This window comes from Arthrobacter sp. NPDC080086 (genome assembly GCF_040702285.1).
This window is the reverse complement of record NZ_JBFBKP010000037.1, coordinates 1-19,923: the sequence shown is the minus strand read 5'-3', so window position 1 is coordinate 19,923 and position 19,923 is coordinate 1. Positions and strand designations below refer to the sequence as shown.

The window sequence follows — 19,923 nt, the reverse complement described above, 5'->3', positions numbered from 1 at the left end:
CTCACACAGACGCCACAGGACAGGAGCATCATGACACCAGCAGGACCCGTCCCCGGCCCGGCGGACCCCGCCGCCGGAGGGCAGCACGCCGCGTCCGGACACACCTCCGGCTCCATCGATCGCATCGCCGGGCCCGTGGTCATGGGCGCGGTCCCGGGCCAGCCGCCGGCCGTCGCCCACCGGGCCGCCGAGCTTGCGCTCAGCCTGGGTGTTCCCCTGATCTGCGCCTACGTGGACGTCACCAGCTACCTCGCCGATGACCCCGCCGGCCGCCGTCCTGGTGATCCCAGCGGCGCCCGGCCGATCGATCCCGACGGCATCGACGACGACGTCGAGGGGATCGCCGCGGCGCTGAAGGCCCGGCTGGGGGAGACCCTGGACGCCGGCGGCGTGCCTTGGTCCTTCGTCGCCCTGGCCGGGGACCCCGCGCGGGCACTCGGCCGGCTCGCCGAGGCCAGCGGCGCCTCGATCATCGTCGTCGGGACGCGGGAGCGTGGCCTCGGCGCCCGCTTCGAGGAGCTGCTGGTCGGCTCGGTGGCCGTGCACCTGACCCACCGCCAGCACCGCCCTGTCCTGGTGGTCCCGCTCGCCCCGCAGCCCCGGCACCACGCACGGGAGGGCCGGTAATGGAACCCCGCACCCCGGACACCGTCCCCGCCGCCCGGCCGGACGGCACCGACGCCGCGGCGTCCGGCCCCGGGCACCGTGCCCCCGGCTCCGGGCACCCGTCGCCGGAGCCGGCACGCCTCCGGCGACCGCTGCACCTGCACCCGGGCTTCCTGCTGCTGGTGGTGGCCGGCGGGATCGCCGGAACGCTGGCCCGCTACGGCCTCGGCTCCGTCCTGCCCGCCCCCGGCGGCTGGCCGCTGCCCACCCTCGTGATCAACCTGGCGGGGGCGTTCCTGCTGGGCCTGCTGCTGGAGGCCCTGATCCGCCGCGGCCCCGACGCCGGGCGGCTCCGCGTCATGCGGCTGCTCCTTGGCACCGGGTTCATGGGCGCCTTCACCACGTACAGCACCCTGGCCTTGGAAAGCAACGGACTGCTCGCCGCCGGCCGCTCCCTCGACGCGCTGGCGTACGTGGGAGCCTCCCTGGTGGGCGGTTTCCTCTCCACCTTCGCCGGCATCCGGCTGGCCTCCGCGCGGAAGGGGGCAGCCGCATGAGCCCGCTCACCGTCGCCCTGCTGGGCCTGGCCGGGGGCCTCGGCGCCGCCTCCCGGTTCCTGCTGGACGGACTGATCCGCAGCCGGGTCCGCGCCGCCCTCCCCGTGGCCACAATCGTCATCAACGTCACCGGCTCCCTCCTCCTCGGCCTGATCGCCGGGGCCGTCGGAGCCCACGCCGCACCGCCGGAACTCCAACTCATCGTCGGGACCGGGTTCCTGGGCGGCTACACCACCTTCAGCACCGCCAGCTTCGAGACCGTGCGCCTGGTCCAGTCCGGCCGGTCCGGGCTGGCGCTGGTCAACGGCCTCGGCACGGCCCTCGCCGCGGTCGGTGCGGCCGCCGGCGGCCTGGCCCTGGGCGGGCTGCTGTGAGCTCCCTTGGCCAGCCGGCACAGGCCCAGCCGGTAACGGCCGCGCGCCGCGGAAACCGGTTCGGCCCGATGGGCTTCGTCCTGTCCTTCGGCGTGGTCAGCATGCTGGCCGACGTCGTCTACGAGGGCGCCCGCGCCATCACCGGCCCATACCTGGCCACCCTCGGCGCCAGCGCCGTGATGGTCGGCTTCATCACCGGCGTCGGCGAGGCAGTGGCGCTGGTCCTCCGGCTCGGAACCGGGCCGCTGGCTGACCGCACGCGCAAGTACTGGCCGCTGACCATCGCCGGGTACGCCCTGACCGCCGTCGCCGTCCCGCTGCTGGCCCTCGCCGGGTCCCTCTGGCAGGCCTCCGCCCTGGTGATCACCGAACGCTTCGGCAAGGCCGTCCGCACCCCCGCGCGCGACACCATGCTCTCCCACGCCGGGGCGACGCTGGGCCGCGGCCGAGCCTTCGCGATCCACGAGGCGCTCGACCAGTCCGGCGCCCTGGTGGGCCCGCTCCTGGTCAGCCTGATGATCGCGGTCTCCGGTTATCAGCTGGGATTCGGCGTCCTCGCCATCCCCGGCACGCTGGCCATCGCCGCGGTCGTCCTGCTCCGGCGCTTCGTCCCGGCCCCCGAGCGGTTCGACGCCGGGCTCGCCGGCGACGGCACCGCCACCATTGCAGCCGCCCACGTGACAGTGCCCGCCGCACCGGCCGTCCGCACGCCGCTGCCGGCCCGGTTCTGGTGGTACAGCGGCTTCACCGCCGTGTCCATGTTCGGGTTCTCCACCTTCGGCGTGGTCTCCTACCACCTGGAGGTGGAGAAGGTGCTGGCGCCGGCCCTGATCCCCGTGACCTACGCCGTGTCGATGGGCGCTGCGGCCTTGGCGGCGCTGGCCTCGGGTGCGCTGTACGACCGGATCGGATTGCGCGGACTGCTGGTGGCTTTGCCGTTCACCGCCGCCGTGCCGTTCCTGTCCTTTTCGGATTCGCCCGCCCTGGTGTGGGCCGGCGCGGCGGTCTGGGGTGCGGCCCTGGGCATCCACGAATCCACCCTGCGCGCCGCCGTCGCGGACCTGGTCCCGGCCGCCCGGCGCGGCACGGGGTACGGGATTTTCACCGCCGTCTATGGCCTTGCCTGGCTCGCGGGCTCAACCATCATCGGCGCCTTGTACGCCTCGGCCCCGGCGGGGCTGGGGGTCTTCACTATCGCCACCCAGGTGGCCGCCCTGCTGGTCTTCATCCCGCTGCTGCGTTCCGGCGCGGGGCGGCCCGCCGCGTCGGCGTAGGCGCCTATCCGGCCGGGTCGGCGGCGAGTTCGCGCTTGAGGATTTTGCCGCTGGGACCCAGCGGCAGTTCGCTCAGCAGCCGGATGATGCGCGGGTACTTGTAGGCGGCCAGCTGCGAGCTGGCGAACTCGACCAGTTCCGCTTCCGTGACCGTGGCCCCGGCGTCGAGCACGATCGCCGTGGCGACCTCCTGGCCGTGGACCTCGTGCGGGACGCCGTAGACGGCGGCGCTGACCACCTGCGGGTGGGTCAGCAGCAGCTCCTCGACCTCGCGTGGGTAGACGTTGTAGCCGTTGCGGATGATCATGTCCTTCTTGCGGTCCACGATGGTGAGGTAGCCGTCGTCGTCCTTGGTGCCCAGGTCGCCGGTGCGGAACCAGCCGTCGACCACGGCTTCCGCGGTGGCCTCGGGCCGGTTCAGGTAGCCCTTCATCAGCAGGTGGCCGCGGACCACCAGTTCGCCGAGTTCGCCGTTGGGCAGCAGTTCGATGCTCTCCACGGTCTCGGCCCGGGCGATTTCGATGTCCACGCCCCAGATCGGGATGCCGATGGTGCCCGGCCGCGGCGTCATGCCGACGTGGTTGAACGCCGCCACCGGGGAGGTCTCGGTCAGCCCGTAGCCTTCGTGGATTTCGATGCCGAACACCTCGCGGAACCGGTCCATCACCGCCAGCGGCAGCGACGCCCCGCCGGAGATGCCGTAGCGCAGATCCGCCGGCCGCACCGCCGTCGACTTTGCGGCCTCCAGCAGCGCCACGTACATGGTGGGCACCCCGACGAAGACGTTGACCTTGTGCTTGGCCACCAGCTCCAGGGCGCCCTGGCCGGTGAACCGCGGCAGCAGCACCACGGTGGCGCCCGCGCGCAGCCCGGCGTTCAGGACCACCGTCTGGCCGAAGGTGTGGAAGAGCGGCAGGCCGCCGAACAGCACGTCCCCGGGCTTGAAGTCCATCACGCTGGTCAGGATCACGGAGGTCTGCTCCACCAGCGCGAAGTGCGTCCCCAGCGCACCCTTGGGCTTACCCGTGGTGCCGGAGGTGTAGAGGATCGTGGCCGTGTCCGAGGGCCGGCAGGGTTCGTAGCTGCGGATCGGTTCCGCCGCGGCGGCCTCCGCCTCGAGCCGGGGCAGGTCCCCGCCCTCGGGCGACATGACCGTCAGGACGTCGACGCCGCTAGCCGCGGCCCCGGCGGCGCCCTCGCCCAGGAGGGCGTCCGCGCAGATCATCAGCCGCGCGCCGCTGTCCTGCAGGACGTACTCGATTTCGCGGGCCTTGAGCAGGGCGTGCACCGGCACCACGATCGCGCCGAGGGTCAGCACCGCGTAGTACACGCGGGCGAAGTCCGGCACGTTCGGGATCAGCACGGCGACCGCGTCGCCCGGGCCGATGCCGCGGGCCCGCAGCGCGCCGGCGTACTCCCGGGTCTGCCGCCAGAGATCGCCGTAGCTGGTCCGGTCCTCCCCGACGATCAGAGCCGTCCGGTCCGGGGAGCGGCGGGCGGACTCCGCCAGGATTGCCGCGACGGAAATGGTGGCGAAACCGTCGCCGCTGGTGGTGTTGGTCATGGCCTGCTTCTTCGTCGGAGGGGGTGGTTAGGCTTTGAGGACCAAGGCGTCGCCCTGGCCGCCGCCGCCGCAGAGGGCGACGACGCCGGTGCCGCCGCCGCGGCGCTTCAGGGCGAGTGCCTGGTGCAGGACCAGGCGGGCCCCGGAGGCGCCGACGGGGTGGCCGAGGGCGATCGCGCCGCCTTCGGCGTTGACGACGTCGGTGTCGATGCCCAGGTCGTTGGCGGACTGGATCAGCACGGAGGCGAAGGCCTCGTTGATTTCCACCAGGTCCAGGTCCTTGGCGTGCAGTCCCTCCTGGGCGAGGGCACGGTCGATGGCCCGCGCCGGCTGGGAGTGCAGGGAGCCGTCCGGACCGGCGGTCTGGCCGTGGGCGCCGATCTCGGCGATCCACTCCAGGCCGGCGGCGATCGCGGCTTCCTTGCTGGCGATGACGAGGGCCGCGGCGCCGTCGGATAGCGGTGAGGCGGAGCCGGCGGTGATGGTGGCGGCGGCGTCCTTGGAGAACGCCGGGCGCAGCTCCGCGAGGGACTCGGCGGTGGTGTCGGCGCGGATTCCCTCGTCGTGTTCCAGGGTCAGGGCCGGGCCCTTCCGCTGGGGCACCTCGATCGGGGCGATTTCCTCGGCGAGGATCCCGGCGGCGCGGGCGGCCTCGGCGCGCTGGTGCGAGCGGGCCGCGACGGCGTCCTGCTCCTCGCGGCTGATCAGTCGTTCGACGTTGCCGGCGTCCGTGGCCTCGCCCATCAGCTTGCCGCTGACCGGGTCCTGCAGGCCGTCGTGGTTGAGGGAATCGAGCATGGGCGCGTCGCCGATAACGACGCCGGCGCGCAGTCCGGGGACCAGGTGCGGGGCGTTGGTCATGGATTCCTGGCCGGCGGCGACGATGAAGTCGGCCTCCCCGGCGCGGATCATCCGGGCGGCGTCGATCACGGCCGTGAGGCCGGAGAGGCAGAGCTTGTTGATGGTGACGGTGGGGACGTCCCAGCCGATGCCGGCGGCGAGGCTGGCCTGCCGGGCGGGGCCCTGGCCCGCGCCGGCCTGGATGACCTGGCCGACGATCACGGCGCCGACCTGTTCGGGGGCGACGCCGGTGCGCTCCAGTGCGGCACGGATGGCGTGGGCGCCCAGTTCGCTGGAGGAGAAGGCGGACAGGCCGCCGCGGAAGCGGCCGAACGGGGTGCGGGCGCCGCCGAGAATGACCGGGGTGATGGCGTTCTGGTTCATGGGTGGGTCCTTTGGTGGGTGGCGTCTGTCAGGGGACGGCGAATCAGGCGAAGGCGTGGAGGGGTCAGGCGAAGGCGGAGGTGCCGGTGATGCCGCGCCCGATGATGAGCGCCTGCATGGTCTCCGTGCCTTCGTAGGTGTGGATGGCCTCGATGTCGGCCAGGTGCCGGGCGACGCGGTTGGCCAGCAGGATGCCGTTGCCGCCGAGCAGGTCGCGGGCGTTGGAGGCGATGCCGCGGGCCAGCCGGGTGCAGGTGTACTTGGCCAGCGCGGCCTGTTCTGCGGTCAGGGTTCCGGCCTCGTCCAGCCGGGTCATCTGCACGACCATCAGCTGCATGGTGGAGAGCTCGCTGAGCATGCGGGCCAGCCGTTCCTGCACGATCTGCGAGGAGGCCAACGGGCGGCCGAACTGCTTGCGCTGCTTGGCGTACTGGACGGCAGTCTCGTAGCAGGCGGTCGCGTGGCCGACGGCGGACCAGGCGACGCTGAGCCGGGTGGCCAGGAGCACGCGGGCGGTGTCCTTGAAGGTCCGGGCGCCCGGCAGGATGTTCTCCTCCGGAACGAAGACGTTCTCCAGCCGGATGTGGGCCTGCCAGATGGCGCGCAGGGCAAGCTTGCCCTCGATGGTGGTGCCGGTGTATCCGGGGGAGTCCTGCGGGACGAGGTAGCCGTGGACCTGCCCGTCCTCGCCGCGGGCCCACACCACGCTGAGGCCGCCGATGGAGCCGTTGCCGATCCACTTCTTCTCGCCATTGAGCAGGACGCCGCCGTCGGTGGGGGTGGCGGTGGATTCCAGGCCCACGGAGTCGGATCCGTGGGTGGGTTCGGTGAGGGCGAAGGCGGCGTACTCGGTGCCGTCGGCGATGGGCGCCAGCCAGCGCTGCTTCTGTGCCTCGGATCCGCATTCTGCGACCGAGCGGAGGGCCAGGCCGCCCTGCACGGCGATCATCGTGGCCACGGAGCCGTCGCCGCGGCTGATTTCCATGGTGACCAGGCCGGCGGCCATGCTGCTCATCGGGGAGTGGCCCTCGACGTCGATCCCGTCGCGCAGCAGGTCCAGTTCGCCGAGGCGGCGCAGCAGGTGCACGGGGTACTCGGCGCGTTCCCAATAGCCGTCGATCACCGGCAGCACCTCGTCCTGGACGAAGCCGCGGGCGCGGTCCCAGTAGGCGCGGTCCTCGCCGCCGATGCCGGTGAAGAGGGCTGCCGGGTCGGTTCCCAGCGCCTCGGTCAGGAGGTAGTCCGGCTCCACGGTGCCGGCGGGGAAGCCGGCCGGGACGGTGCTGGAATGTTCGGTGGCCGCGGAGGCGGGCGACGTCGTCGTCATGTGCGTGCTGGTCCTCGTCGATAGCGTCGGCGGCTGCGCCGCCCGTGGCGTGGCTCACACCACGTCGATCAAGGATGCAATGAAACGCAGTTCCACGTCAAGAAACTCCGTTCCAAGGTGGCTGCGGCGCGTTGGGGGGAACTCGTCAGGGGAGCGCGTCGCGGACCGCGCGGGCCACGGCGTCCTTGTCCGCGGCTCCGGCCAGCACGGTCACCACCACGGTGCTGGCTGCCGCAGTCGGGGCGGTGCCGAGCAGGACCGGGCGGAACAAGGCGGACAGGCCGCGGAGTTCCGTGGCGAGATCGCGCATCCGCCCGGTGTCGGCGTTCTCCTGCTGTCGGGTTTCTTCGGTGGCGGGGGAGCGCAGCCATTGGCGGAGGAAGGCGTTGTGGACGGCGACGACGGCGGCCGCGTAGGCGACGGCGGTGTGCTCACGGTGATCCGCCCCGGCCAGTTGGTCACCCGTTCCGGCGGCGGCGGAGGCGGCGGCCGGCAGACGGTCCAGCAGGTGCACGAGGAAGGCGCGCTCGTACCGGTGCGAGGTGACCAGTTCCCGGTCCCGGAGCGAGGGCACGGCCTGCATCAGTTCGTAGCGTGCCAGGGAAGTTTCGCGGTGGCGCAGGTGGTGCTCGAACACCAGCAGGGCGGCGTCCTCGACGGCGGCGAGCGGATCCTGCCGGGAGTCGGCCAGCCGTCCGGTGACCTGCGCCAGGATCCGCTCGTGGTCGGCGAAGACCACGTCTTCCTTCGACCCGAACTTGCGGAAGAAGGTGCTGCGGCTCATCCCGGCGGCCTCGGCGAGTTCCTCCACGGAGGTGGCGTCGAAGCCCTGCCGGGCCAGCAGCCCGATGGCGGCGGCCGCCGGGCTGTCGGCGTCGTGGGTCAGGGGCTGGCTGGTCATGGCCCGAAAGTAGCACACCGCCGGGCCCGGCCCGGGTCGGATCGCCCCGGATCGCCCAGGCCCGGGCCGGCGCCGGATTCCTGGCTGGCCGGCGGGATGAGCCGTCCCATCAGGGACCCGGCACCGCTGCCCGGAGCCGGCGTGTAGACCACCAGGTGAAGGTCCGGCCGGTCCGAGGGGGAGAGCTGATGGTGTTCCAACCGCAGGATGCCGACGCTCGGGTGGCGGAAGACCCTCTCCCGCGACTCGAAGCCAAGAATGTCGTACCGGTCCCAGCCCTCCTTGAACTCCGGGCTGGCGGACTTGAGCCGTTCCACCAGGTTCCTGACGTCGACGTCGCCCAGGCGCTGCCCGGTTTCGGCGCGGAACTCGGCCAGGAACCGCTGGCTGGTCACCTCCCAATCCGGCAGGAGGTCCCGGACGTAGGGGTCTGTGAAGACGAGCCACAGCAGGTTGCGGTCGGCAGCGGGCACCGTGGCGATGTTGGGGAAGAGGGCCGCGTAGGCGCTGTTCCAGCCCGCAATGCCCCAGTCAGGAAACAGGGCGAACGATGGGTTCGGGTCCAAGGCGTCGAGCAGGCGCTGGAGATGGGCGGGGGCGGTGGCCGCCGCGGCGGGACCCGGCCCGACGGCGGCGTAGCCCCCGAGGGAGAGGACGTAGTCCAGTCCGGCGTCCGAGAGATGCAGGGCCCGGCCGACCGCTTCGAGGACCTGGCGGGACGGGTTGATGTCCCGTCCCTGCTCCAGCCAGGTGTACCAGGTCACGCTGACGCCGGAGAGGAACGCTACCTCCTCGCGGCGCAGGCCCCGCTCGCGGGTGCGGGACAGGGGTGGGAGGCCGTAATCCACCCGAACGGCCTGGTTCCGACGGGCCCGCAGGAAGAGCCCCAGTTCTTTGCGACGATCGGCGTGCTGCACCTAGAAATACTATTACTCTGTTAGTTCTACTACTAGTATCAAGGCCGTCTTCACCCCGGCTGCGGCGCAGTGCAGGATGATACACATGCCTGCACTTCGCTCTAAAACAGTCACCCACGGCCGCAACATGGCCGGAGCCCGCGCCCTGCTGCGCGCCTCCGGCGTCGCCAACTCGGACATCGGAAAACCGATCATTGCCGTGGCCAACTCCTTTACGGAGTTCGTCCCCGGCCACACCCACCTCGCCCCCGTGGGGCGGATCGTCTCCGACGCGATCCTGGCCGCCGGAGCGGTTCCCCGCGAGTTCAACACCATCGCCGTGGATGACGGCATCGCCATGGGCCACGGCGGCATGCTGTACTCGCTGCCCTCCCGGGACCTGATCGCCGACTCCGTGGAGTACATGGTCAACGCCCACTGCGCCGACGCCCTGGTCTGCATCTCCAACTGCGACAAGATCACCCCCGGCATGCTGATGGCCGCGCTGCGCCTGAACATCCCCGTGGTGTTCGTCTCCGGCGGCCCCATGGAGGCCGGCCGCGTCACCCTGACCGACGGCTCCGTCCGCTCCCTGGACCTGGTGAACGCCATCTCCGACGCCGTGGACGAGTCGATCTCCGACGCCGACATCAACCTCATCGAAGAAAACGCCTGCCCCACCTGCGGATCCTGCTCCGGCATGTTCACCGCCAACTCGATGAACTGCCTCACCGAGGCCATCGGCCTGTCCCTGCCCGGCAACGGCTCCGTGCTCGCCACCCACACCGCGCGCAAGGCGCTGTACGAGAAGGCCGGGACCACCGTCGTCGAGCTCGTGAAGCGTTACTACGACGGCGACGACGAGTCGGTGCTGCCCCGTTCGATCGCCACCGCCAAGGCCTTCGACAACGCCATGGCGCTGGACATCTCCATGGGCGGATCAACCAACACCATCCTGCACCTGCTGGCCGCAGCCCAGGAGGCGGGCGTTGACTATGGCCTGGCCGAGATGGACGCCAAGTCCCGCCAGGTACCCTGCCTGGCCAAGGTTGCCCCGAACGTGGCCAAGGACCGGACCTACTACATGGAGGATGTACACCGTGCCGGCGGCATCCCCGCACTGCTGGGCGAGCTGAACCGCGGCGGCCTCCTGCACAAGGACGTCCACTCGGTGCACTCGTCCGACCTGGACGGCTGGCTGGACGACTGGGACATCCGCGGCGGCAAGGCCACGGAGGAAGCCAGCGCCCTGTGGCACGCGGCCCCCGGCGGCGTCCGGTCCTCCACCGCGTTTTCCCAGTCGAACGAGTGGACCTCGCTGGACACCGACTCCGCCGAAGGCTGCATCCGCTCCGTGGAGCACGCCTACTCCAAGGACGGCGGGCTGGCCGTGCTCCGCGGCAACGTGGCCGTGGACGGCGCCGTGGTGAAGACCGCCGGTGTGGATGAATCCATCTGGACCTTCTCCGGCCCGGCCCTGGTGTGCGAATCCCAGGATGAGGCCGTGGAGAAGATCCTGAACAAGACGATCAAGGAAGGCGACGTGGTGGTCATCCGCTACGAGGGGCCCAAGGGCGGTCCGGGCATGCAGGAAATGCTGTACCCGACGTCGTTCCTCAAGGGCCGCGGCCTGGGCAAGAAGTGCGCCCTGATCACCGACGGCCGTTTCTCCGGCGGCACCTCCGGCCTGTCCATCGGGCACATCTCCCCGGAGGCTGCCTCCGGCGGGGCCATCGCCCTGGTCGAGGACGGGGACATCATCAGCATCAACATCAGCCAGCGGTCCCTGCAGCTGGAAGTCAGTGACGAACTGCTGGCCGAGCGGCGGGAGAAGCTGCTGATCAACGGCGGCTACAAGCCCAGGGACCGGGAACGCGAGGTCTCGGCCGCGCTGCGGGCGTACGCCGCCATGGCCACCTCCGCCGACAAGGGTGCCGTCCGCGACGTAACGCTCCTGGGAGGCTAGGCACCGCCGGCCGCCTGTCCGCGCACAACAACGGGCCGTTCGTGTGCCAGCATGGGCGGACGAACGACGCCAGGGAGGGAATGGAATGAAATCCAACGAACTGCTGCTCAATGCTTTTGGCCGGATCCGCGAAACGGTGGAGGCCGTGCTGGACGGAACGGGCGAACGAGACCTGGCCCGGCGCCCGGGAGGGACCGGTAATTCCATCGCCTGGCTTCTCTGGCACCTGGCCCGGGTGGAGGACGCTCAGGTTTCCTCTGCGGCCGGCGTTCCGCAGGTCTGGACCGCCCAGGGCTTCGTTGCAAGGTTCGGCCTTCCGCTGCCCGAGCGGGACACCGGCTACGGGCACTCGTCCGACCAGGTGGACTCCGTGACCGCCGGACCGGACCTGCTGCTGGAGTACTACGACGCCGTGCACCGGCAGACCGCCGGCTTCATCGAAGGCCTGGACGACGGCGCGCTGGACCGGGTGGTGGATGAGCGGTGGGATCCGCCCGTCACCCTGGGCGTGCGCCTGGTCAGCACCGTGGCCGACTGCCTCCAGCACGTGGGCCAGGCCGCCTACGCCAAGGGCCTGGGCGGCTGATCCGCCCAGGCCCGTGGTCAGGCTGGTTGCTGCGTGTGAAACCGCCGGCGGCTACCGGCCGGCGCTGAGCACCATGGCCGAGCCGCCGCCGCGGCGGACCGGTTCGGCGGCGGCGGTTAGCCGTCCGCCGGGTCCGAACTCGATCGCCGTGGCGGCGCCGATCTCCGCTGCGGACGTGAAGGCGTCACCCGAGGGCGTGAACTGGTGCCCGAACGGGGTGAGCTGATCGCCGTAGGCCGCGATGAAGGCCGGCTCCGCGGTGACCTTCGCCGTGTTCCGCTGCGAGGCGCGGGGCGCGGCGATGGCCTCCGAGATGGTCATGCCCAGGTCCACCCGGTTCAGGATGGTCTGCAGGACGGTGGTGATGATCGTCGACCCGCCCGGCGAGCCCAGGGCGACGAACGGGGCGCCGTCCTTGAGGATGATGGTCGGGGACATCGACGAACGGGGACGCTTCCCGGGTTCGATCCGGTTCGGGTCCTGCGCGTCATAGACCGTGGAGAAGTCGGTCAGCTCGTTGTTGAGCAGGAAGCCGCGGCCGGGAACCACCATGCCCGATCCGCCGGTCTGTTCGATCGTGAGCGTGTACTCGGCCACGTTGCCCCACTTGTCCGCCACCGTGAGGTTGGTGGTGGAGATGTTCTCGGTGTCCTTTTCGCTGGCCGCCGGCGCCGTGGAGGCGGGGCACACGCCGTCGTAGTTGGCGACATCGCCCGGCGCCACCGGCTTGGTGGCCGCGTGCAGGGGATCGATCAGGCAGGCGCGCTCCTTGCCGAAGAGCGGATCGGTCAGGGCCGCCGTCGGGACCGTGACCTTGGCCGGGTCGCCGACATACTTGCCGCGGTCGGCGAACGACAGGGCGCTGGCCTCCAGGTAGTGGTGCAGCGCGCCGGCGGTGGACAGGCCGGAGAGGTTGGTGGGGGCCAGGATGTTCAGGGCCTCGCCCACGGTGGTGCCGCCGCTGCTGGAGGGAGCCATGCCGTAGACGTCCAGTCCGCGGTAGCCCACCCGCGTGGGGGCCTGGTCCGCGGCCCGGTAACCGGCCAGGTCCGCCGTCGTCATCGATCCCGCGGGCACGGGCAGCGTGGTCCCGGGGGCCTTGGCGGGGTTCTGGACGGTGGCCGCGATGTCGGCGGCCAGCGGCCCGGTGTAGAAGCCCGCGGTGCCCTGCTTGGCCAGGAGCCGGTAGGTCGCGGCGAGGTCGTGGTTCTGGAAGATGCTGCCGACGGCGGGGGCGTCGCCGCCGGGAAGGAACAGCTCGCTGGTGGCCGGGAACGCGGCGAACCGGGCCTTGTTGTCCAGGGTCTGCTGGCGGAAGGTGGGGTCGACGACGAAGCCGCGGTCGGCCACCTTGATGGCCGGTTTCAGGGCCTCGCCCAATCCCAGGCTGCCCCACCGTTCCAGGGCGCGCTGCCAGGTGGCCGGGGTGCCCGGGACGCCGACGGCGACGCCGCTGGTGACCAGTTCCGGGGTGAACCGGTAGGGCTTCCCGGTGGACTTGTCGATGAAGGCGTCGGGGGTGATGCCGGCCGGCGCGGTTTCCCGGCCGTCGATGGTGCCCACCGACTTGCTCTTGGCGTCGTAGTACACGAAGTACCCGCCGCCGCCGACGCCGGCGCTGTACGGTTCGGTGACACCCAGGGTGGCGGCGGCCGCGACCGCTGCGTCGGCCGCGTTGCCGCCTTTGCGGAGGACCTCGATCGCCGCGGCGGACGCCTCCGGATCGACGGTGCTCACGGCGCCGCCGTACCCGGTGGCGGTGGGGGTCTTCTCCGTCCCGCGGGGATCGGCGACGGCGGGGCCCGCGACGGCGCCGCCGGCCACGGTGAGTGCCAGCGCCGCCGTCAGGGCGGAGAGCCTGCGTCCTGGTGTTTTCATGAATGCTCCCGGTGAAGAGGTCTGTCGATTGATGTCACACTACGTGTCGATTTTGTGACATTCAATGACAAGACGTTCTGCGTCGGGGGCGTCAGGTCGGTTCCGGCCTCCCGTCGAGGCGCCGGACCAGGGCGTCGAGTATGGGGAGCTGGCCGCGGACCAGCCGGAGCCTGGCCTCGTCCTCGCCAACCCATTCGGCTGCGTCGATCTCGGGGAATTCCCGGATGGTGCCCGAGCCCCTGGGCCACTCCAGCGGGAAGGTGTTGCTGACGATCCGCTCCGGGGCGAAGTCCGTCTCCGCGGCGAAGACGGTGACTACCTTCCCGGATGACTGCCGGAAGCTGCCCAACGGAACGTAATCGGCCTCGGGCGGCGGGGTGCCGATCTCTTCGGTGAACTCACGCCGGGCCGCGGCGAGCGGGTCCTCCTGGTCCGTGTGGATGCCCTTCGGGATGGACCAGGACGCGGTTTTCTTGCGCGCCCAGTAAGGACCGCCCATGTGGGCGATCCAGACCTCCAGCCCGGCGCCGGTCCGGCGGTAGAGCAGCAGGCCCGCGCTGTGGACGGTCACTGGGCTGCCGGGTCCGCTTCGTTGCCGGTCCCGTGTTCCGGCGCGGCGTCCTTGAGCGCGGCCACGGCCGAACGCACCGCGTCGGGCATGGTGGTGGCCGGCCGCCCGATCAGGGATGCGAGCTGGCCGGAGGTGACCAGAAGGTCGCCGCGGGCAATGCCGACGTCGGAGTCGGCGAGGATGCCGGCGAAGTCCGCGGGGACCCCGAATCCGGCGAGCATCCCGGCGTAGTCCGCGGCAGGGAGGTCCTGGTAGGCCACAGGTTGTCCGGCCGCCGCGCTGATCTCGGCCGCCAGTTCCGCCATGGTGAAGGCCTGGTCGCCGCCGAGTTCATAGACCTTGCCGGCCTGGTCATCGGCCAGGAGCACGGCTGCGGCCGCGTCCGCGTAGTCGGCGCGGGCGGCGGCGCTGACCTTGCCGTCACCGGCGCTGCCGGCGAAGCCGCCCTGGGCCAGGGTGCCCGGCAGCTGTTCGGTGTAGTTCTCCAGGTACCAGCCGTTGCGCAGGAGGACGTGGGGTAGCCCGGATTCGGCGAGGAGCTTCTCGGTGGCCTGGTGTTCGGCGGCGAGCTTCATTTCCGTGCTGTCCGCGTTGGCGATGCTGGTGTAGGCGAGGAGTTCCACGCCCTCGGCCCGGGCGGCGTCGATGACGGTCCGGTGCTGTTCGAGGCGCTGGCCGACGGCGCTGCCGGAAATCAGCAGCACCTTCGACGCACCCTTGAGGGCCGCCGCGACCGACCCGGCGTCGTCGTAGTCCATGGCCCGGACCTGGACGCCGCGGCCGGCAAAATCATCCAGCTTGTCGACGGCGCGGCCGACGGCAACGAGCTCGCCTGCGGGGGCGCCTCGGCGGAGCAGGGCTTCCAGGACGAGGCGGCCCAGGTGGCCGGTGGCGCCGGTGACAACGATGCTCATGATGGTTCCTCTCGGGTGGTGTGCTCTTCCGAGGGCTTCAACAAGCGGGCGGCACCGGATCATCCCGGCGGCTCACGCAGTCCAACCATCCGGCCCGGGGGGGCGCCTGACCCGGGAGGCCGGGCCCGGGCCGCTACCAGTTCTGCGGGTCGTTGAGCCGGCACAACTGCGAACTGCACTGCCGGTCGCTGACCTGCCAGTCGGGTTGCCGGGCGGACGCCTGCCGCTGGTCGGTCCAGTTCGGAACCACCCGGGATCCGCACGCCGGACAGGGCGGCTCCACGTGGGCGCGTCGCTGTGCCTTATTCATATTTCCCCCAAGAAATGTTGAAACGTACCCGCCACGGTAGCAATAACTCCAGTGACGTTACAAAACCCGGGGGCGGGGGTGGGTCCTATGCGTCGTCGTCGGTGAGGCGGCGGAAGTCGCGGGAGAGATAGAACGCCAGTGCGGCGAAGTTGCCGCTGTCCACCGTAACCGCCACCGTGTTGCGGCCCTGTATCTGGAGGGTGTCGAGGCAGTGGCTCAGCAGTTCGTCGGCCAGGCCCTGGCGGCGGAAGTCGGGGTGGGTGAAGAGTTCGGCGATCACGGCGTCCCATTCCCCGTCGCTCCCGGGGGCCGGTTCGGTGACGATGATGGCCGCGGTCAGCTGGCCCTCTGGTCCGGTCAGGACGGCGGAGGCCTCGGGGAGGTGGGTGCCCTCCGCTCCGGCGAGGAGCGCGTCGATCCAGCCGGTGGCCCGCTCGGGCGGCTGGGGCAGGCTCTCCGCGTATGACTCGTGATACATCCGTGAGAGTTCGTCGACGTCGTCGGGCTTGATGGGGCGGAGGGGAACGCCGCGGCGGGTGGAGCCGCCGGCGGCCGTTTCAGCGGTGAGGACGAACAGGGGATTCACGGCGACCTGCACTCTCTCCTGGGCGGAGTCCGGGGATGCCCGGGCCGGGGCGGTGCGCTCCGGCCTTCCATCCAGACTGTACCGCCAATATTGCGCCCAGGTTTCGGGCCGGTGATATTTGTGGAGATCTTTCGGCTGCCCTGTAGCCCGGACACAGGAACGGCCCGGCGGCACAGGGGATTCCTGCGCCGCCGGGCCGTCTGCCGGCACGGTGGACGGGCCGCACGCGGCGGACCGTCCCGGGTGGAGGGTGTGCCTAGCTGAGCGTGGCCGTGTCGATGACGAAGCGGTAGCGCACGTCGGAGGCCAGAACCCGCTCGTAGGCCTCGTTGATCTTCTCGGCCGGGATGACCTCGATCTCGGCGCCCAGGTGGTGCTCGGCGCAGAAGTCCAGCATCTCCTGGGTCTGGCGGATGCCGCCGATCATGGAGCCTGCGAAGGAGCGCCGGCCGCCGATCAGGGCGAACGCGTTGACCGGCAGCGGCTCGGCGGGGGCGCCGACGTTGACCATGGTGCCGTCGAGGCGCAGCAGCTGCAGGTAGGAGCTGATGTCGAGCGAAGCGCTGACCGTGTTGATGATCAGGTCGAAGCTGCCGGCGAGCTCACTGAAGGTGTTCTCGTCGCTCGTGGCGTAGTAGTGGTCGGCGCCCAGCTTCAGGCCGTCTTCCTGCTTCTTCAGCGACTGCGAGAGCACGGTCACCTCGGCGCCCATGGCGTGGGCGATCTTGACGGCCATGTGGCCCAGGCCGCCCAGGCCGACGACGGCGACCTTCTTGCCGGGGCCCGCGTTCCAGTGCTTCAGCGGGGAGTAGGTGGTGATGCCGGCGCACAGCAGGGGAGCGGCGACGTCGAGCTCGATGCCCTCCGGGATCCGCACCACGAAGTCTTCGGTGACAACGACGTGGGTGGAGTAGCCGCCCTGGGTGATGGTGCCGTCACGGTCGACGGCGCCGTAGGTGCCGGTGTTGCCCTTGAGGCAGTACTGCTCTTCGCCGGCCTGGCAGTTCACGCACTCGCCGCAGGAGTTGACCATGCAGCCGACGCCGACGCGGTCGCCGACGGCGTGCTTGGTGACGGCGGAGCCGACCTCGGTGACGATGCCGGCGATCTCGTGGCCGGGAGCAAGCGGGTAGGACTGGGGGCCCCAGTCGCCGCGGACGGTGTGGATATCCGAGTGGCAGATGCCGGCGAACTTGATCTCGATCAGGACGTCATGGGGTCCGACGTCGCGGCGTTCGATCGTGGTGGGGACCAGGTCGCCGGTGGCGGACGGTGCGGCGTAAGCGTTAACGGTAAGCATGTATCTCCAGTGTGTATCTGTGATTCGTTAGCGGTCTGGGGAGAATCAACAACAGCTGCCGGCGGGGGATCAGCCCAGGGCTGCGCCGGAATGTGACCCCGGCCGGCGAACCGATCGGAGCCACAGTGGGAGACAACAGCGCCCCCGGCGGGATTGTTCCGCAGTGTGCTGATTAATTTTTCGTTTGAGTCCGACGCCGGCGCCGTGTGGAAGGCGGGTCAGGCGCGTCCGCGGGCCATGTCAGGGCGGACACGGACGAACTCGATCCGGTTGCCGGAGTTGGTCCGTGCCTTCGGTGTCCGGGAGAAGCCCTTCGCGTCCAGGTTGTTTCCGGCCCGGAACTCGGCCAGCGACCGGTCGTAGGCGGCGTTGAGGTCCCGTCCGGTGAACTCCGCGGTGGAGCCGTCGCTGAAGGTGATGGTGACGGGGGTGCCGGCCGGAAGGTGCCGAGGCATCCGGATGAAGCCCTCGTCGTCCTGCTGGAAGTGCATCAGGGGGTCTGCTCTCTGTGGGGGACAGGCTCAGCGCCAGCCCAGTTGCGGGGCGACGTGCTTGAGTACGGACTCGATGACGTGGGCGTTGTAGTCGACGCCCAGCTGGTTGGGGACGGTCAGCAGCAGGGTGTCGGCCGCGGCGATCGCCTCGTCGTCGGCCAGTTTGGCGGCGAGTTCGTCCGGGGCTCCGGCGTAGGAGCGGCCGAAGATCGCCCGGGTTTTTTCGTCGATGTTGCCGATCTGGTCCGAGCTGCGCCGGTCACGGCCGAAGTAGTGCCAGTCCCGCTCGTCCGTCAGGGCGAAGATGCTGCGGCTGACCGACACACGGGGTTCGCGCTGGTGGCCGGCGTCCTTCCAGGCCTGCCGGTAGAGCTCGATCTGTTCGGCCTGCTGGATGTGGAAGGGCTTGCCGCTCTCGTCGTCCTTGAGCGTGGAACTCTGCAGGTTCATGCCGAGTTTCGCGGCCCAGACCGCGGTGGCGTTGGACCCGGAGCCCCACCAGATCCGCTCACGGAGCCCCGCCGAGTACGGCTCAATCCGCAGCAGCCCCGGCGGGTTCGGGAACATCGGCCGGGGGCTCGGCGCGGCGAAGCCCTCGCCCTTCAGTACCTCGAGCAGCCGTTCGGTGTGGCGGCGGCCCATGTCGGCGTCGGATTCGCCGTCCGCCGGGGTGTAGCCGAAGTGCCGCCAGCCGTCGATGACCTGCTCGGGTGACCCGCGGCTGATGCCGAGCTGCAGCCGTCCGCCGCTGATCAGGTCCGCTGCCGCGGCGTCTTCGGCCATGTATAGGGGGTTCTCGTAGCGCATGTCGATGACGCCGGTGCCGATCTCGATGCGGCTGGTCCTGGCGCCGACCGCCGCCAGCAGCGGGAAGGGAGAGGCGTACTGCTGGGCGAAGTGGTGGACCCGGAAGTAGGCGCCGTCCGCGCCCAGTTCCTCGGCCGCGACGGCGAGGTCGATCGCCTGCAGGAGGGCGTCCGAGGCGCTGCGGGTGCCGGACTCCGGGTGGTCGGTCCAGTGGCCAAAGGACAGGAAACCAATGTTTTTCACACCAGCCCCAACGCGCCGCCGGGGGTTCCTATTCCGTCCGTCGGGCCGTTCTGCGGGTGGGGAACGGCGGCGTGCGGCCCGGTGCGCCGGGGCGGGGAGAATGGATGTGTGACTGCCCCCGCCAGGAATCCCCGCTTCCATCGCCATCCCTTTGACATGGGTGCCATCGGCGCGGGCCTGGTATTCGCCGGGTCCCTGGGAGAGCTAACCGGGGCGCTGGCGGCCGGTGGCCCCGGTGCTGCCGCGGTGGTAGAGGCGCCGCCGGGGACAGGAAAGACCACGCTGGTGCCCCCCTTGCTGGCGAACCTGGCACTGGCCGGCGACGCGGCCGCCGCCCCGAACGGGGCGCCCGCCCGGATCGTTGTCACCCAGCCCCGCCGGGTTGCCGCCCGCGCCGCAGCCCGCCGCCTCGCCGCCCTGGACGGCAGCCCGCTGGGGGAGCGGGTGGGCTACGCGGTACGCGGCGAGCGGCGGACCGGCCCGGACACGCTCGTGGAATTCGTCACCCCGGGGATCCTGCTGCGTCGCCTGCTCGCCGACCCGGGACTGGAGGGGACCGCCGCCGTCGTGCTGGATGAGGTGCACGAACGAGGGCTGGAGACGGATTTGCTGCTGGGCATGCTGGCCGAGGTGCGCCAGCTCCGCGGCGACCTGGCCCTGGTCGCAATGTCCGCCACCCTGGACGCGCGCCGCTTCGGCGAACTGCTTGGGGACGCCGAAGCCTCCCCGGCCGTTCCGGCGCCCGTCGTCGGCTGCCCCAGCGCGCTCCATCCGCTGGAGGTGCAGTGGGCGCCCCCGCCGGGACCGCGGCTGGACGCCCGCGGTGTGACGCGCTCCTTCCTGGACCACGTCGCGGACACGGCGGCCGCCGCCCACGCCGCCGCCCTCGCCGCCGGGGACGATCTCGACGCGCTCGTCTTCGTGCCGGGCGCCCGGGAGGTCACGCACGTGGCGTCCCGGCTGCGGGGACGGACGACGGCGGAGGTGCTGGAGCTGCACGGCCAGGCAGACCCCGCGACCCAGGACCGGGCGGTCTCCGGGCGCGTCTCCGGCGAACAGCCGCGGATCATCGTCAGCACCGCGCTCGCCGAATCATCCCTCACCGTCCCGGGCGTCCGCCTGGTGATCGACTCGGGCCTGGCCCGCGAACCGCGCCGCGACGCGGCCCGCGGCATGACCGGCCTGGTCACTGTGTCCTGTTCCCGGGCGTCTGCGGGCCAGCGGGCCGGCCGTGCCGCGCGTCTCGGCCCGGGCCGGGTGGTCCGCTGCTACGACGAGCGCAGTTTCGGTTCCGCCCCCGCGCACCCCACCCCCGAGATCTCGGTTGCGGACCTCACCGGGGCCGCGCTGGTGCTCGCCTGCTGGGGTTCCCCCGAGGGCCGCGGCATGGCCTTGCCGGATGCCCCGCCGGCCGCGGCGATGGCCGACGCCGTCGAGGTCCTGCGGGAACTGGGCGCCGTCGGACCCGACGGCCACGCCACCGGCCTCGGCCGCACCCTGGCACGCATCCCCGCCGACCCGCGGCTGGGCCGCGCGCTCCTGGAG

Annotated in this window: 19 protein-coding genes; 7 read left to right on the top strand and 12 right to left on the bottom strand. The window is 71.2% G+C overall.

The features are described 5' to 3' along the window. The first annotated feature begins 30 nt into the window (after window positions 1-30). The 4 genes from AB0305_RS13605 to AB0305_RS13590 are packed head-to-tail and all read left to right on the top strand — an operon-like array spanning window position 31 to window position 2,811. Complete coding sequence (locus AB0305_RS13605) at window positions 31-627, top strand: universal stress protein (RefSeq protein WP_364137551.1); 597 nt, start codon at window positions 31-33, stop codon at window positions 625-627. Then, on the top strand, window positions 627-1,163 hold the full coding sequence (locus tag AB0305_RS13600; RefSeq protein ID WP_364137549.1) for a CrcB family protein: 537 nt from the start codon (window positions 627-629) through the stop codon (window positions 1,161-1,163). The genes AB0305_RS13605 and AB0305_RS13600 overlap by 1 nt, the downstream gene beginning before the upstream one ends. Further along, window positions 1,160-1,537, top strand: coding sequence for a fluoride efflux transporter CrcB (gene crcB / locus AB0305_RS13595; protein ID WP_364137547.1), 378 nt, complete (start codon window positions 1,160-1,162; stop codon window positions 1,535-1,537). Before AB0305_RS13600 ends, crcB begins: the two co-directional genes overlap by 4 nt. After that, window positions 1,534-2,811: an MFS transporter gene (locus AB0305_RS13590; protein ID WP_364137545.1), complete on the top strand. Its 1,278-nt coding sequence runs from the start codon at window positions 1,534-1,536 to the stop codon at window positions 2,809-2,811. The genes crcB and AB0305_RS13590 overlap by 4 nt, the downstream gene beginning before the upstream one ends. Window positions 2,812-2,815: 4 nt before the next feature. On the opposite strand, the gene AB0305_RS13585 is transcribed toward AB0305_RS13590, so the two are convergent. From AB0305_RS13585 to AB0305_RS13565, 5 genes are all read right to left on the bottom strand, one after another. Next, on the bottom strand, window positions 2,816-4,375 hold the full coding sequence (locus AB0305_RS13585; RefSeq protein WP_364137543.1) for a long-chain fatty acid--CoA ligase: 1,560 nt from the start codon (window positions 4,373-4,375) through the stop codon (window positions 2,816-2,818). 27 nt (window positions 4,376-4,402) lie between these two features. Further along, entirely contained in the window at window positions 4,403-5,599 is a 1,197-nt protein-coding gene (locus AB0305_RS13580; RefSeq protein ID WP_364137541.1) for an acetyl-CoA C-acetyltransferase, read from the bottom strand. Window positions 5,600-5,663: 64 nt separating this feature from the next. Further along, entirely contained in the window at window positions 5,664-6,926 is a 1,263-nt protein-coding gene (locus AB0305_RS13575) for an acyl-CoA dehydrogenase family protein (protein ID WP_364137539.1), read from the bottom strand. Window positions 6,927-7,071: 145 nt separating this feature from the next. Then, entirely contained in the window at window positions 7,072-7,827 is a 756-nt protein-coding gene (locus tag AB0305_RS13570; protein ID WP_364137537.1) for a TetR family transcriptional regulator, read from the bottom strand. After that, window positions 7,824-8,744 carry a helix-turn-helix transcriptional regulator gene (locus AB0305_RS13565; RefSeq protein WP_364137535.1) on the bottom strand — a complete coding sequence of 307 codons (921 nt, stop codon included), beginning with the start codon at window positions 8,742-8,744 and terminating at the stop codon, window positions 7,824-7,826. The genes AB0305_RS13570 and AB0305_RS13565 overlap by 4 nt, the downstream gene beginning before the upstream one ends. 85 nt (window positions 8,745-8,829) lie before the next feature. Here AB0305_RS13565 and ilvD point away from each other — a divergent pair, with 85 nt between their 5' ends. Both ilvD and AB0305_RS13555 read left to right on the top strand, forming a co-directional pair. Then, complete coding sequence (gene ilvD / locus AB0305_RS13560; protein ID WP_364137533.1) at window positions 8,830-10,689, top strand: dihydroxy-acid dehydratase; 1,860 nt, start codon at window positions 8,830-8,832, stop codon at window positions 10,687-10,689. 85 nt (window positions 10,690-10,774) lie between these two features. After that, complete coding sequence (locus AB0305_RS13555) at window positions 10,775-11,275, top strand: DUF664 domain-containing protein (RefSeq protein ID WP_364137531.1); 501 nt, start codon at window positions 10,775-10,777, stop codon at window positions 11,273-11,275. Window positions 11,276-11,326: 51 nt separating this feature from the next. Here the strand turns inward: AB0305_RS13555 and ggt are convergent, their stop codons facing one another. From ggt to AB0305_RS13520, 7 genes are all read right to left on the bottom strand, one after another. Next, window positions 11,327-13,153: a gamma-glutamyltransferase gene (gene ggt, locus AB0305_RS13550; RefSeq protein ID WP_364137529.1), complete on the bottom strand. Its 1,827-nt coding sequence runs from the start codon at window positions 13,151-13,153 to the stop codon at window positions 11,327-11,329. Between the two features lie 91 nt (window positions 13,154-13,244). Next, a complete protein-coding gene (locus tag AB0305_RS13545; protein ID WP_364137527.1) occupies window positions 13,245-13,724 on the bottom strand; it encodes an NUDIX domain-containing protein in 480 nt (159 codons plus the stop codon). Then, window positions 13,721-14,638 (bottom strand): SDR family oxidoreductase, encoded by a 918-nt coding sequence (locus AB0305_RS13540; RefSeq protein WP_364137525.1) that lies wholly within the window; start codon window positions 14,636-14,638, stop codon window positions 13,721-13,723. Before AB0305_RS13540 ends, AB0305_RS13545 begins: the two co-directional genes overlap by 4 nt. 395 nt (window positions 14,639-15,033) lie before the next feature. Continuing rightward, window positions 15,034-15,534 (bottom strand): N-acetyltransferase, encoded by a 501-nt coding sequence (locus tag AB0305_RS13535; RefSeq protein WP_364137523.1) that lies wholly within the window; start codon window positions 15,532-15,534, stop codon window positions 15,034-15,036. A gap of 256 nt (window positions 15,535-15,790) precedes the next feature. Continuing rightward, window positions 15,791-16,834 (bottom strand): NAD(P)-dependent alcohol dehydrogenase, encoded by a 1,044-nt coding sequence (locus AB0305_RS13530; RefSeq protein ID WP_364137521.1) that lies wholly within the window; start codon window positions 16,832-16,834, stop codon window positions 15,791-15,793. A gap of 218 nt (window positions 16,835-17,052) precedes the next feature. Then, the gene (locus AB0305_RS13525) at window positions 17,053-17,325 is read right to left on the bottom strand and encodes a hypothetical protein (RefSeq protein WP_364137519.1); all 273 of its coding nucleotides are present in this window, start codon (window positions 17,323-17,325) and stop codon (window positions 17,053-17,055) included. Between the two features lie 30 nt (window positions 17,326-17,355). Then, the gene (locus tag AB0305_RS13520) at window positions 17,356-18,378 is read right to left on the bottom strand and encodes an LLM class flavin-dependent oxidoreductase (RefSeq protein ID WP_364137517.1); all 1,023 of its coding nucleotides are present in this window, start codon (window positions 18,376-18,378) and stop codon (window positions 17,356-17,358) included. Window positions 18,379-18,534: 156 nt separating this feature from the next. On the opposite strand from AB0305_RS13520, the gene AB0305_RS13515 reads away from it, so the two are divergent. Continuing rightward, a partial coding sequence (locus AB0305_RS13515) for a helicase-related protein (RefSeq protein WP_366173182.1) occupies window positions 18,535-19,923 on the top strand: 1,389 nt, incomplete at its 3' end.

Excerpts from the sequence above, each read along its gene's own strand:
- AB0305_RS13540 (WP_364137525.1), bottom strand. The coding sequence starts at position 14,638 with ATGAGCATCGTTGTCACCGGCGCCACCGGCCACCTGGGCCGCCTCGTC.
- AB0305_RS13570 (WP_364137537.1), bottom strand. The coding sequence starts at position 7,827 with ATGACCAGCCAGCCCCTGACCCACGACGCCGACAGCCCGGCGGCCGCC.
- AB0305_RS13605 (WP_364137551.1), top strand. The coding sequence starts at position 31 with ATGACACCAGCAGGACCCGTCCCCGGCCCGGCGGACCCCGCCGCCGGA.
- ggt (WP_364137529.1), bottom strand. The coding sequence starts at position 13,153 with ATGAAAACACCAGGACGCAGGCTCTCCGCCCTGACGGCGGCGCTGGCA.
- AB0305_RS13600 (WP_364137549.1), top strand. The coding sequence starts at position 627 with ATGGAACCCCGCACCCCGGACACCGTCCCCGCCGCCCGGCCGGACGGC.
- ilvD (WP_364137533.1), top strand. The coding sequence starts at position 8,830 with ATGCCTGCACTTCGCTCTAAAACAGTCACCCACGGCCGCAACATGGCC.
- AB0305_RS13525 (WP_364137519.1), bottom strand. The coding sequence starts at position 17,325 with ATGCACTTCCAGCAGGACGACGAGGGCTTCATCCGGATGCCTCGGCAC.
- crcB (WP_364137547.1), top strand. The coding sequence starts at position 1,160 with ATGAGCCCGCTCACCGTCGCCCTGCTGGGCCTGGCCGGGGGCCTCGGC.
- AB0305_RS13580 (WP_364137541.1), bottom strand. The coding sequence starts at position 5,599 with ATGAACCAGAACGCCATCACCCCGGTCATTCTCGGCGGCGCCCGCACC.
- AB0305_RS13555 (WP_364137531.1), top strand. The coding sequence starts at position 10,775 with ATGAAATCCAACGAACTGCTGCTCAATGCTTTTGGCCGGATCCGCGAA.
- AB0305_RS13575 (WP_364137539.1), bottom strand. The coding sequence starts at position 6,926 with ATGACGACGACGTCGCCCGCCTCCGCGGCCACCGAACATTCCAGCACC.
- AB0305_RS13530 (WP_364137521.1), bottom strand. The coding sequence starts at position 16,834 with ATGCTTACCGTTAACGCTTACGCCGCACCGTCCGCCACCGGCGACCTG.
- AB0305_RS13585 (WP_364137543.1), bottom strand. The coding sequence starts at position 4,375 with ATGACCAACACCACCAGCGGCGACGGTTTCGCCACCATTTCCGTCGCG.